This window comes from Burkholderia sp. Ax-1724, assembly GCF_011752995.1.
Lineage (GTDB): Bacteria > Pseudomonadota > Gammaproteobacteria > Burkholderiales > Burkholderiaceae > Paraburkholderia.
Genome location: NZ_VWWL01000029.1, coordinates 1 through 12,397, shown reverse-complemented (window position 1 = coordinate 12,397; position 12,397 = coordinate 1). Strand labels below are relative to the sequence as shown.

Sequence of the window (12,397 nt, the reverse complement as noted above, 5' to 3'; positions counted from 1 at the left end):
ATGCGCACGGCAGGCGGTGGGCGCGCGACTTACTCGTAATCCGCGATCGGCACGCACGAGCAGAACAGGTTGCGGTCGCCGTACACGTTGTCCGCGCGGCCGACCGGCGGCCAGTACTTCTTCGCGATCAGCGTCTTCAGCGGATAGGCGGCGGTTTCGCGCGCATACGCATGCTTCCAGTCGTCGGCGATCACGACCGCCGCCGTGTGCGGCGCGTGTTTGAGCGGATTGTCCTCGCGGTCCGAACGGCCTTCCTCGACCGCGCGGATTTCCTCGCGGATCGCGATCATCGCCTCGATGAAGCGATCGAGCTCTTCCTTCGACTCCGACTCGGTCGGCTCGACCATCAGCGTGCCCGGCACCGGGAAGCTCATGGTCGGCGCGTGGAAGCCGTAGTCGGCGAGGCGCTTGGCGACGTCGTCGACGGTGATGCCGCTCGTGTCCTTGATGGGACGCAGATCGAGAATGCACTCGTGCGCGACGAGGCCGCCGGGGCCCGAGTACAGCACCGGATAGTGCGGCGCGAGTTTGTTGGCGACATAGTTCGCGTTGAGAATCGCGGTTTCGGTCGCGGCGGTCAGGTTTTTCGCGCCCATCATCGCGATGTACATCCACGAGATTGGCAGGATCGAGGCCGAGCCGTACGGCGCGCCCGACACCGCGCCGATGCCTTGCGGCGCGCGTTCGTAACCGGAGGCAGTCTGGTTCGGCAGGAACTGCGCGAGGTGCGCGCCGACCGCGACCGGGCCGACGCCCGGACCGCCGCCGCCGTGCGGAATGCAGAAGGTCTTGTGCAGGTTCAGGTGCGAGACGTCGCCGCCGAACTGACCCGGCGCGCACAGGCCGACCATCGCGTTCATGTTCGCGCCGTCCACGTACACCTGGCCGCCGTGCGCATGCACGATCTCGCAGATTTCGCGCACGTTCGCCTCGAACACGCCGTGCGTCGACGGATACGTAATCATGATCGCGGCGAGCTTATCGGCGTGCTGCGCGGCTTTCTTCTTCAGGTCTTCGATATCGACGTTGCCCTGCGCGTCGCATGCCACGACCACGACCTGCATGCCGGCCATCTGCGCCGACGCCGGGTTCGTGCCGTGCGCCGAGGCGGGAATCAGGCAGACGTTGCGATGCGCTTCGCCGCGCGACGCGTGATATGCGTGGATGATGAGCAGACCCGCGTACTCGCCTTGCGAGCCCGCGTTCGGTTGCAGCGACACGGCCGCATAACCGGTGGCTGCGACCAGCATCTGTTCGAGCTGATCGATCATCTCGCGGTAGCCGACGGTTTGCTCGGCCGGCGCGAACGGGTGAATCTGACCGAACTCGGGCCACGTGACCGGCAGCATTTCCGAGGTCGCATTGAGCTTCATCGTGCAGGAGCCGAGCGGGATCATCGAGCGGTCGAGCGCGAGGTCCTTGTCCGACAGGCTGCGCAGATAGCGCAGCATTTCCGTTTCCGAATGATGACGGTTGAACACGTGGTGCGTGAGGTACGCGCTCGTGCGTTCGAGCGCGGCCGGCACCGACGCGGTGTTCGCCGCGGTCAGCGCCGAGTCGAGCGCGTCGACTTGCGGCACGTCCTTCGCTCCTGCGGCCTGTGCGAACACCGCGAGCAGATCGGCGAGATCGCCGCGCGTGGTGGTTTCGTCGACGGACACACCGACTTGCGTGTCGCTGACGCGGCGCAGGTTGATGCGCTGCGCCTTCGCGGCGTCGTGCAGCGCTTGCGTGCGCGCGCCGCTGTTGAACGTGAGCGTGTCGAAGAAGGTCTCGTTCGCGAGCGTGTAGCCGAGTTGCTGCGCGCCTGCGGCGAGCAGCGCGGCGACGCGGTTCACGCGCAGCGCGATCGTCTTCAGGCCGCGCGGGCCGTGATAGACCGCATACATGCTCGCCATGATCGCGAGCAGCGCCTGCGCGGTACACACGTTCGAGGTCGCCTTCTCGCGGCGGATGTGCTGTTCGCGCGTTTGCAGCGCGAGACGCAGCGCGGGATTGCCTTGCGCGTCCACGGTCACGCCGACGAGGCGCCCCGGCATCTGCCGCTTGAATTCGTCGCGCACTGCGAGGTACGCGGCATGCGGGCCGCCGAAGCCGACCGGCACGCCGAAACGCTGCGTGTTGCCGACCGCCACGTCCGCGCCCCATTCGCCCGGCGGCGTGAGCAGCGTCAGCGCGAGCAGGTCGGCGGCGGCGACCACGTGGCCGCCCGCCGCGTGGATCGCTTCGGTCAGCGCGCGGTAGTCGCGCACGTCGCCGTTCACGCCCGGGTATTGCAGCAGCACGCCGAATGCGTTCGCATTCGCGGCTTCGGCGGCCGGGCCCACCTTTACTTCGATGCCGACCGGCGTCGCGCGCGTCTTCACGACTTCGATGGTTTGCGGCAGCACGTCGTCGGCGACGAAGAACACGTTCGACTTCGGCTTGCCGACGCGTTGCAGCAGCGTCATCGCTTCGGCGGCGGCGGTCGCTTCGTCGAGCAGCGAGGCGTTCGAGATCGCGAGGCCGGTCAGGTCGGTGACCATCTGCTGGAAGTTCAGCAGCGCTTCCAGACGGCCTTGGGAAATTTCAGGCTGATACGGCGTGTACGCGGTGTACCACGCCGGATTTTCGAGCACGTTGCGCAGGATCACCGTCGGCGTATGGGCGTTGTAATAGCCCTGGCCGATGTAGGAGCGGAACACCTGGTTCCTGTCCGCGAGCTCGCGCAGTGCGGCGAGCGCCTCGGCTTCGCTCTTGGGCTGCGCGAAGGGGCCGAGCGGCAGCGCTTCGGTGCGGCGGATCGTCTGCGGGATGACGGCGTCGATCAATGCCGCGCGCGACGCGAAGCCGAGTGCTTCGAGCATCGCTTGCTGGTCGGCCGCATCCGGGCCGATATGCCGTTCGGCGAAGGCGTCGTGCACTTCGAGTGCGGCAAGCGAGAGAGGAGTGCGGTTCATCAGACGATCCGGGTGTTCGAGCTTCATGGGTGTTCCTGGTGGCGCGGCGCACGCCGGGTTGCGTGCGCCGCGCCGGACGGTTAAAACGGACTGCGAGTCAGGCGCCGATCGACTTCGCGTAGGCGTCGGCGTCGATCAGGCGGTCGAGTGCCGCGCCGTCGGCCGGCTTGATCTTGAAGAGCCAGCTGTCGTACGGCGCGCTGTTGACCGAGTCGGGCGAGTCGGCGACGGCCGTGTTCGCTTCGATGATCTCGCCCGCGACCGGCAAGTAGATGTCGGAAGCGGCCTTCACCGATTCGATGACGGCGACGGTGTCGCCGGCGTTCAAGCTTTTGCCCAGTTCCTGGACTTCGAAGAAGACGATGTCGCCGAGCGCTTCCTGCGCGTGGTCGGTGATGCCGACCGTCAGCGTGCCGTCCGCTTCGGTACGGACCCATTCGTGCGATTCGGTGTATTTCAGATCGGCCGGGATGCTCATCGGATGCTCCTATGCGTGTGTTCGGTAGTGACTTGAATGGGGGGCGTGCGCCGGCTGCTTAAACCGCCAGCACCTTGCCGTTGCGCACGAATGGCAGTTTTACCACGCTTGCGGGGCAGGCTTTGTCGCGAATCTGGACCTGCACGGTGTCGCCCGGCTGCACGCCTTGCGGCACACGCGCGAAGGCGATCGATTCCTGCATGGTCGGGGAAAACGTGCCGCTCGTGATTTCGCCTTCGCCGTGCGGCGTGACGACTTTCTGATGCGCGCGCAGCACGCCCGCGGCCTTGCCGTTTTCCTTCAGCAGGATCAGGCCGACAAACGCGGCGCGCGAGCCGTCGGCTTCGAGCCGGCTCTTGCCGACGAAGTCGCGCGGCGCGGCGAGGTCGACGGTCCAGGCGAGGCCGGCGTCGAGCGGCGAGACGGTGTCGTCCATGTCCTGACCGTACAGGTTCATGCCGGCTTCGAGGCGCAGCGTGTCGCGCGCGCCGAGACCGGCCGGGCGTACGCCCTGGGCGGCGAGCGCATTCCACAGCGCTTCGACGTGCGCGGCCGGCACGATGATCTCGAAGCCGTCTTCGCCGGTGTAGCCGGTGCGCGCGACGGTCAGTTCGCCGAACGGCGTGCCGTCGACGCGCGCGGCGTTGAACGGCTTCAGCGCTTCGGTGGCGGCGCGCGCGGCCGGCACGGTTTGCCAGGTTTTTTCGCGCGCGTTCGGGCCTTGCACCGCGACGATCGCGAGGTCGCGGCGCGGCGTGATGGCGAGGCCGAAGCCGCCTTCGGCATTGAGCTGGCCGAACCAGGCGAGGTCTTTGTCGGCGGTGCCGGCGTTGACGACCACGCGGAAGTGGTCTTCGCCGAAGTAATAGACGATCAGATCGTCGATCACGCCGCCGTTCGGGTTCAGCATGCAGGAGTAGAGCGCACGGCCCGGCGTTTGCAGCTTCGCGACGTTGTTCGCGAGTGCGTATTCGAAGAACGCGCGCACGCGTTCGCCGGTGAAGTCGACCACGCACATGTGGGAGACGTCGAACATGCCGGCGTCGGTGCGCACCGCGCGATGTTCCTCGATCTGCGAGCCGTAGTTGACGGGCATGTCCCAGCCGCCGAAGTCGACCATGCGGGCGTTGAGCGCGCGGTGAGCGGCGTGGAGCGGGGTGTGTTTGAGTTCGGTCATGGGGCCTCGGGCGTCTCGCGAAACAAAAAAGGCCATGCGGCGCAACGCCTCGCGGCCGTGTGCCTGCGAGCGTGATCCTGCATGACCCCTCTGTCCTCGATACCTGAGAGATTGCGCTGCCGCGGCCGGCTCGATGAGCCCGATTCGTCACGGTGAAACGCGCGCCCCTTCGGTGGGCAGCCTGCCTGCTGTGCACGACGTGCGACGCGGATGGCTACTGCCGCTCTCCAGAGTGCGAAAAAACCGCCGGAAGGCGGGTTTTTTCGACGCGGTCGGTCCTTTTGCCTGAGAGTTTGCGGGTGTGCCCCTTCGGCGGCGCGGCCTGCGATTTTTCGCTTGCCGGCGCGCTCTCCCGACGCGTGCGGCGAATTTACGCGACGGGCCGGGGCTTGTCAAATCAAGGCTCGTGACCGTGATGGCGACTGCGGCGGCGGCTTCGCGGCGCAAAAAAAGCGCGGGACGTGATGCTCGCGCTTTCGATTGCCACTGCTTCCGCTGCTACGCGGCTACCGGTTCATGACCGGTAGCCGGCGGCAGGTAACGGGCAGGCGACCGGCGCTGGCCCGGTTTGCCCGGCTGGCTGCCGGCGGCGCCTTCTCGCGTTTATTCGCCGATCGCGTGCGCCGCGTTGTCCAGCTCCTGATTCAACACGCGCTGCTCGTCGGCGGACAAACCGCCGCCGTGTTGCGCGGCCATGTCGTGCGCTTCCTGGCGGATCGTGTCCAGACGATGATGCAGCGCGCCACCTTGCGGCGGCGGGTAGTAGCCCTGGTTCACATGGGCGTCGATCCGGTGCGAGAGATTGTCGATCCGGCCATCGACCTGACGCAGGCGTTGATCCGCGATCTGCTGCGGGCTAGGACCAGGGTGCGGCGCGGGCGGAGGCGGCACCACGCAGGCGGCGAGGGAACTGAGCAGGGCGCATGCGGCCAGGGCTCGGATGGTACGAGGCATGGATTCTCCGTAGGTCGTTGTCGTGATTTGGGTGCTACTCCGCTAGCAACGGATGATGGCGGGTGCTCGCTGACCCGCCGGCGGGCAAATTTGTAACGTTATGTTCCTTTCTGGACTGTCAGCGAAGCCCGATCCGACGGGCTTCGCGACCCGATCCGCCACGCCGTTTGGGGTACACAAAACGGCGCGTGCGCAGCCGGGCGCGTCAGCGCACGCGCTCGAACGGCAGGCGCACGCCCTGTTCGGAGCTGCGTTCCGCCAGTTCGACGAGCGTCATGACGTCGACCGCGTCCTGTGCGCTGACCGGGAACGCCACGCCGTTCTGGATCGCGTCGGCGAGCGCAATATAGAAGCCCACGTATTCGCCGTTGCGGGTCGGCCATTCGCGCTCGACTTCCTGGTCGCCTTCCAGCACGCGCAGCACGCCGGGCGTATTGCCGGCGCCGAAGCCTTCGTCGCCGGGACGCAGCCCCGCCTTCAGCTGATCTTCCTGCGTGTCGAGACAGTACTTCACGTAACTGCCGCGCGTTCCGTGGATGGCAAAGCGCGGGCCCGGCAGCGAGGTCAGCGCGCTCGCGTGCAGCACGACTTCGAACTCGCCGTAGCCGAGCTGGATATGCACGTAGTCGGGCGCGCTCGCGGCGTCGCGATGCGTGCGCACGGTTGCCGAGACCGTCTGCGGTGCGCCGAACAGCGCGAGTGCCTGGTCGATCAGATGCGGGCCGAGATCGAACAGCAGGCCGCCGCCGCGCGTGACGTCTTCGCGCCAGCGCTGACGCACGCCCGGGCGAAAGCGGTCGAAATGCGATTCGTACTGCGTGACGCGGCCCAGTTCCACGCGCGCGAGCAGATCGCGCACGGTCAGGAAGTCGCCGTCCCAACGGCGGTTGTGAAAGGGCGCGAACAGCTTGCCGCGCGCGAGCGCGATATTGGCGAGCGTGTGGGCGTCGGCGGCGGACAGCGTGACCGGCTTGTCGACCACCACGTGCTTGCCGGCTTCTAGCGTGCGGCGCGCGAGGTCGAAGTGCGTGTCGTTGGGCGTCGCGATCACCACGCAGTCGATTTCGTCGAGCGCGAGCAGCGCGTCGAGGTCCGCGACGATCTTCGCGTGCGGATAGTCGGCCCGCGCGCGCTCGGGCTGCCCGGTCGCGATGGCGGCGACGCTCGCGCGCCCGCAATGTTCGATCACCGGTGAGTGAAACGTCGCGCCGGCGAAGCCGTAGCCCATCAATCCAATCTTCAGCGATGCGGACATGCGTGTCTTCCTGCAAAAACGGCGCGCCGCTTTGCCACCGCGGCGACGGCGCGCAACGTCCTCATTGTGGCATTTGTCGGATGGACTGGGGAGCCGCGGCGAGATTGCCGCGGCGGCGCGCGGCGGTAGTTCGCGAAGGCATCGATCGCGGATAACTGTCGTGGATAACCGTCGAGGTCAGCCGTCGGGTCAACCGTGTTAACATCGCTGCTCTCGCGCGAAGCGCGCCGCGCAGGACGCCGGTTGCAGGCGGCGGCGTCGCGCCGCGCAGCATCTCCTGGGGCCTTCGGCCGGCGTCTCGCGCCGCGGCGATTCTCGACAGCCCTCAACCGTATTACCCATCCACAGACGATGTCCGCAGGCCTGAACCCCGCCCAAAGTGAAGCGGTCCGTTATCTCGACGGCCCCTGTCTCGTGCTCGCTGGCGCGGGCAGCGGCAAGACGCGCGTGATTACGCAGAAAATCGCGCACCTGATCGAAGCGAAGGGCTTCGAGCCGCGCCACATCGCGGCCGTCACGTTCACGAACAAGGCGGCGGCGGAAATGCGCGAGCGCGTCGGCAAGCTGCTCGAAGGCAAGACGTTGACCACGCCCGGCAAGGAAGGCCGCAAGGTGCCCGTGAACCAGCTGACGGTGTGTACCTTCCACTCGCTCGGTGTGCAGATTCTGCGGCAGGAAGCGGAGCACGTCGGCCTGAAGCCGCAGTTCTCGATCATGGATTCCGACGACTGCTTCGGTATGATCCAGGAGCAGGTCGGCTCGACGGACAAGGGCTTCATCCGCAAGATCCAGTCGATCATCTCGCTGTGGAAGAACGGCCTGATCATGCCCGAGCAGGCGATCGCGACGGCCTCGACCGAGGACGAGCATCAGGCGGCGATCGTCTATCGCAACTATGTGGCGACGCTGCACGCGTATCAGGCGGTCGATTTCGACGATCTGATCCGCCTGCCCGCCGAACTGTTCGCGAACAACGAGCCGGTGCGCGACCGCTGGCAGAACAAGCTGCGCTATCTGCTGATCGACGAGTATCAGGACACCAACGCGTGCCAGTACGAACTGGTGAAGCTGCTGGCCGGCAAGCGCGCGGCGTTCACGGCGGTCGGCGACGACGATCAGGCGATCTACGGCTGGCGCGGCGCGACCCTCGAAAACCTCGGCCAGCTCGGCAAGGATTTCCCGAACCTGCATCTGATCAAGCTCGAGCAGAACTACCGTTCGACGGTGCGCATCCTGACCGCCGCGAACAACGTGATCGCGAACAACCCGAAGCTGTTCGAGAAGAAGCTGTGGTCCGAGCACGGCATGGGCGACACGATCACCGTGACGGGCTGCAACGACGAGGAGCACGAGGCCGAATCGGTGGTGTTTCGCCTGTCCGCGCACAAGTTCGAGCGGCGCACGAATTTCCGCGACTACGCGATCCTCTATCGCGGCAACTTCCAGGCGCGCATCTTCGAGCAGGTGCTGCGCCGCGAGCGGATTCCGTACGTGCTGTCGGGCGGCCAGTCGTTCTTCGACAAGGCCGAGATCAAGGACATCTGCGCGTACCTGCGCCTGATCGCCAACGCGAACGATGACCCTGCGTTCATCCGCGCGATCACGACGCCGCGCCGCGGCGTCGGCAATACGACGCTCGAAGCGCTTGGCGCGTTCGCGGGGCAGGCGAAGGTGTCGCTGTTCGAGGCGGTTTATATGGGCGGCATCGAGGCGCGCCTGTCGCCGCGCCAGATCGAGCCGATGCGCGCGTTCTGCGACTTCATGCAGCGCCTGACCGAGCGCGCGGAAAAGGACGCGGCGGGCACGCTGCTCGACGAACTGATGGAGGCGATCCATTACGAGGCGTATCTGTACGACGCGTTCGACGAACGCCAGGCGCAGGCGAAGTGGCAGAACGTGCTCGAATTCATGGAGTGGCTCAAGCGCAAGGGTACGAAGGAAGAACCCGGGCACGGCAGCGAGAGCCAGGCGACCGGCTACGACAGCGCCGACGGCTTTGGCGACACCGGCAAGAACCTGCTCGGCCTGATCCAGACGGTCGCGCTGATGTCGATGCTCGAAGGCCGCGAGGAAGATCCCGATGCGGTGCGCCTGTCGACCGTGCATGCGTCGAAGGGGCTCGAGTATCCGCATGTGTTTCTGGTCGGCGTCGAGGAAGGCATCATGCCGCATCGCGGCGGCCCCGACGACGAACCGATCGACGACGCGCGCATCGAGGAAGAACGCCGCCTGATGTACGTCGCGATCACGCGCGCGCAGCGCAGCCTGCATCTGAACTGGTGCAAGAAGCGCAAGCGGGCGAGAGAGACGATCGTCTGCGAGCCGTCGCGCTTTATCAACGAAATGCTGCTCGACGATGCGCCGCCGCCGACGCCCGAGGAAGCGCCGATGTCGCCGAAGGATCGGCTCGCGAGTTTGAAGGCGTTGTTGCAGAAGGCTTGAGCGGGTGTTGGCGGTGTGGTCCGCTGCCTGCTGCTTCGGCGATTGCGCGGCTTTTCAGGCGATGGCGCCGGATGCGTGTGAGTTACTCCGCGTGCCTTCGTTATTGGTGGTTTTCCGGGGCGGCTCGTGTCGGAACGCTCAGCACATAAAAAGTCCCTGCCGTGCGTTACCGCAAGGCAGGGATTTTTCGTTTCGCGGCTTGTGTATGCCGCCAGCGGCGCGCTTTGCCAGGCGCTTACTTCGCCGCGCTGACCATATAGTCCACGGCGGCTTTCACGTCCGCGTCCGACGCGTTCGAGCCGCCCTTCGGCGGCATCGCGCCCTTGCCGTGCAGCGCGTAGTTGTAGACGGTGTCCATCGGGTCCTTGAGACGCGGCGCCCACGCTTCCTTGTCGCCGAATTTCGGTGCGTTCAGTACGCCGGCTGCGTGACAGGCCTGGCAAACCGCCTGATACAGCGCCTTGCCGGCCTGCGAGGCGTCCGCGCTTTGCGCGCCGCCCGCTGCCGGGGCGGGCGTTTGCGGCACGTTGGCCATTGCCGCCATGGCCGCGGCGGCCTGGGCCGCACCCGCATCCGAAGCGCCTGCCGCCGCGCCCGGCGTGGCCGCCGCACCGGAAGCCGCTGCCGCGCCGGCCGCCGGTTGCGCCGGCTCGGGAAAGCTCGCGCCCGAGTTGTTCGCCATATAGACCACCGCGCGGGCGATTTCGAAGTCGCTGTAATCGTCGGGGCTCGTGCCGCCGCGCGGCGGCATCGCGCCTTTGCCGCTCAAGGCGGTATGCCAGAGCGTGTCGAAACCTTGCGAGATACGCGGCGCCCAGTCGGCGGTATTGGTGAATTTCGGCGCGCCGGCCGCACCCGACGCGTGACACGCGGAGCAGACGGCCTTATAGACTTCCTCGCCGCTCTTGTAGACGCGCGGCGCGTTGGCGTCGCGAATTTCGACCTGCGCCAGCGGATGGATGCGGGCGGCGACTTCGGCGTCGGAGAGGGAGTCGGTGCCGGCGCCCGTGCGCGTCGAGTTATCGACGTAGACCGCGAGCAGAACGATGATGGCGATCGGCACAGCAAACCCGGCGATGACCGCGGCGATGAGCTGTGCAGGGGTTTTGATCGGGGCTCCGTGTGGTGCTTCGCTCATGCTTGTCTCGTCTCCGTGGGTATGTGAGCGGTACAGCGCGACGGCAACTTCTTGTTCTTTATCAGCCACGGACGATTATAGACGCAAGATTTCGGCGGCGGCGAGCGGCCCGAACGGTGTTCAGCAGGCGTTTACCCGAAGCGGGGCGGCCACCCGGATGGCTTCGCGGTGCGCCTCGCCGGCCGTCCGGTGGACGGTTCGGATGAAACCGGGTATCCTTGCGGTCTCTCGCTTTGGCGTTGCGGCCGTTCTGGTTGCAGTGCTTTCGCGTAGTTTCCCCCGTGGTGAAGCGCCCGTAGCTCAATGGATAGAGTACTGCCCTCCGAAGGCAGGGGTTGCTGGTTCGATCCCAGCCGGGCGCGCCATCTAGTTTTCCGAAGAAATCCCCTGAAATCCTGAAAAGCCACGCTGGATAAGGCGTTGCAGGATATTTGCGTCCGGGGAAAGCCGGGGAAATCCGCCTAAAGCTGGTGTTTGCATATGCCCGTCGGTGTACCCCAAAATGGTTTTTCCTCGATTTCGATTGTGGGGTACACCATGGGCCAGCTCACCGAGTTGCAGATCAAGCATGCGGAGCCTCGCGAGAAGGAATATTTCCTGCCTGATGGCGATGGGCTGTACCTTCGGATTCGACAGACGCGGAAGGTCTGGATCTACCGCTACAAGCGCGACGGAAGTTTCGCTTGCAGCGGCTCGCCGAAAGGCCCGTGAGGAAATGAAGCGGCGAGAAGACGGGATCGACCCCCAAAAAGCTCGGCGCGAGAAGCGGGAGCAAGAGAAGGCAGCTCGGCTCAATACGTTTGAATTGGTGGCACGAGAATGGCACAAGGCGTCGGAAAAGGATCGCCAGTGGTCTGCCAATTACGCCGAGAAAATCATCCGTTATCTGGAGCTGCACGTGTTTCCCTGGGTGGGGCGACTTTCGGTGGAGGAGATCAAGCCGACCGAGGTTGTGCGTTGCCTGCACCGCATCAAAGAGCGCGGCAATCTTGAAACCGCGATGCGGGTGCGCGAGACGATTCAACATGTGTATCAGTACGCGGTCGATACCGGGGTTCTGGAACCAGCCAAGAATTTTGTGAATGGTCGTACAGGCGGGCTCCCGGCAGTCCGCAGCCGTCATTAGCCGCACGCCGGCGCATGTGGTGCCGCTTCCGTCACAGGCCATGGAGATCCTGAGAGACCTTCATCCGCTAACCGGGCCGAAGGGGCCGATTTTTCGCAGCGTCGCCAAGCGCTCGGAGGCGACGCGTTACATGAGCGAAAACACGGTCAATAGTGCGCTACGTACGCTGGGCTACGACACTAAAGAACAGATCACCGGCCATGGTTTCCGGGCGACGGCCCGTACGTTGATCCGGGAATATCTCGGATGGGACAGGGAGGTGATCGAGCGTATCTCGCTCACGCATCGAGCGAAGAGCTGGGTGATAGCTATGATCGCGCAACGTTTCTTGAGCAACGTCGTGAAATGGTTCAGAACTGGGCCGATTTTCTCGATGAACTAGCGGCGGGGAACGTTCCGAAGCCTGCTAGGACGCTGCGCTTGGTGAGCAGGACTGCGTGAGGCGCTGCCTCCTAGAGATTTTCGGTGTCTGGGCTGATCGGAAATCCAAACGTACCTCGTATCGGTGTGATGCTCGGTTTGTTCATTTTCTCGCTCTCTCGCAGTTGTGGCGCGACGTGCGATTGACCATTGCGTACCGGACTAGCCAGTCGTGATTTTTTTCTCGAAGACTGAGCATTTCCCGTCCGCGTGGGTCCACCTGATATCTGCGAATGCTTTTTTTCTTCGGCGACTACGCGCAGGGCGTACTTCAGCGTGCCGACACTCACACGGACTCCCGCTTTGGAGATCACGTCGGCGATTTCCTCGAAGGAATATCCTGTTGATTTGCACGGAATCCTGACCCACGATTTGCATTGAATTCTGACCCACCCGTTGGACCAGCTTTTCGTGTTATTCAGTGGGTATTTGGGTCTTCTTTCTCTCCTTCTTTGGCTGTGTCGTGCT

Annotated in this window: 11 protein-coding genes, 1 tRNA gene and 2 riboswitches; of the genes, 5 read left to right on the top strand and 7 right to left on the bottom strand. The window is 65.2% G+C overall.

Going from position 1 to position 12,397, the window contains the following annotated elements:
* Window positions 1-29: 29 nt before the first annotated feature.
* The 5 genes from gcvP to F3J19_RS28100 form a co-directional block, all read right to left on the bottom strand.
* Window positions 30-2,966 carry an aminomethyl-transferring glycine dehydrogenase gene (gene gcvP, locus F3J19_RS28120; RefSeq protein ID WP_167049026.1) on the bottom strand — a complete coding sequence of 979 codons (2,937 nt, stop codon included), beginning with the start codon at window positions 2,964-2,966 and terminating at the stop codon, window positions 30-32.
* A 70-nt stretch (window positions 2,967-3,036) separates the two neighbouring features.
* Window positions 3,037-3,417 (bottom strand): glycine cleavage system protein GcvH, encoded by a 381-nt coding sequence (gene gcvH / locus F3J19_RS28115; RefSeq protein ID WP_167049024.1) that lies wholly within the window; start codon window positions 3,415-3,417, stop codon window positions 3,037-3,039.
* Window positions 3,418-3,475: 58 nt separating this feature from the next.
* Window positions 3,476-4,594 carry a glycine cleavage system aminomethyltransferase GcvT gene (gcvT, locus tag F3J19_RS28110; RefSeq protein WP_167049022.1) on the bottom strand — a complete coding sequence of 373 codons (1,119 nt, stop codon included), beginning with the start codon at window positions 4,592-4,594 and terminating at the stop codon, window positions 3,476-3,478.
* A gap of 80 nt (window positions 4,595-4,674) precedes the next feature.
* A riboswitch (glycine riboswitch) is annotated at window positions 4,675-4,835 on the bottom strand.
* A 21-nt stretch (window positions 4,836-4,856) separates the two neighbouring features.
* Window positions 4,857-4,959, bottom strand: a riboswitch (glycine riboswitch).
* 238 nt (window positions 4,960-5,197) lie between these two features.
* A complete protein-coding gene (locus F3J19_RS28105; protein WP_167049020.1) occupies window positions 5,198-5,548 on the bottom strand; it encodes a hypothetical protein in 351 nt (116 codons plus the stop codon).
* Between the two features lie 205 nt (window positions 5,549-5,753).
* Window positions 5,754-6,803, bottom strand: coding sequence for an oxidoreductase (locus F3J19_RS28100; RefSeq protein WP_167049018.1), 1,050 nt, complete (start codon window positions 6,801-6,803; stop codon window positions 5,754-5,756).
* Between the two features lie 351 nt (window positions 6,804-7,154).
* On the opposite strand from F3J19_RS28100, the gene F3J19_RS28095 reads away from it, so the two are divergent.
* Window positions 7,155-9,245: a UvrD-helicase domain-containing protein gene (locus F3J19_RS28095; RefSeq protein WP_167049016.1), complete on the top strand. Its 2,091-nt coding sequence runs from the start codon at window positions 7,155-7,157 to the stop codon at window positions 9,243-9,245.
* A gap of 235 nt (window positions 9,246-9,480) precedes the next feature.
* Here F3J19_RS28095 and F3J19_RS28090 read toward each other — a convergent pair whose 3' ends face one another.
* On the bottom strand, window positions 9,481-10,383 hold the full coding sequence (locus F3J19_RS28090) for a c-type cytochrome (protein ID WP_167049014.1): 903 nt from the start codon (window positions 10,381-10,383) through the stop codon (window positions 9,481-9,483).
* Between the two features lie 289 nt (window positions 10,384-10,672).
* On the opposite strand from F3J19_RS28090, the gene F3J19_RS28085 reads away from it, so the two are divergent.
* From F3J19_RS28085 to F3J19_RS32435, 4 genes are all read left to right on the top strand, one after another.
* Window positions 10,673-10,748, top strand: a tRNA-Arg gene (locus tag F3J19_RS28085).
* 172 nt (window positions 10,749-10,920) lie between these two features.
* Window positions 10,921-11,094: an Arm DNA-binding domain-containing protein gene (locus F3J19_RS32445; protein WP_205193319.1), complete on the top strand. Its 174-nt coding sequence runs from the start codon at window positions 10,921-10,923 to the stop codon at window positions 11,092-11,094.
* Between the two features lie 4 nt (window positions 11,095-11,098).
* Window positions 11,099-11,509 carry a hypothetical protein gene (locus F3J19_RS32440; protein ID WP_205193318.1) on the top strand — a complete coding sequence of 137 codons (411 nt, stop codon included), beginning with the start codon at window positions 11,099-11,101 and terminating at the stop codon, window positions 11,507-11,509.
* On the top strand, window positions 11,466-11,891 hold the full coding sequence (locus tag F3J19_RS32435; protein ID WP_205193317.1) for a hypothetical protein: 426 nt from the start codon (window positions 11,466-11,468) through the stop codon (window positions 11,889-11,891). The genes F3J19_RS32440 and F3J19_RS32435 overlap by 44 nt, the downstream gene beginning before the upstream one ends.
* A 70-nt stretch (window positions 11,892-11,961) precedes the next feature.
* Here F3J19_RS32435 and F3J19_RS32430 read toward each other — a convergent pair.
* On the bottom strand, window positions 11,962-12,397 hold a 436-nt coding region (locus F3J19_RS32430; protein ID WP_205193316.1), incomplete at its 5' end, for a hypothetical protein.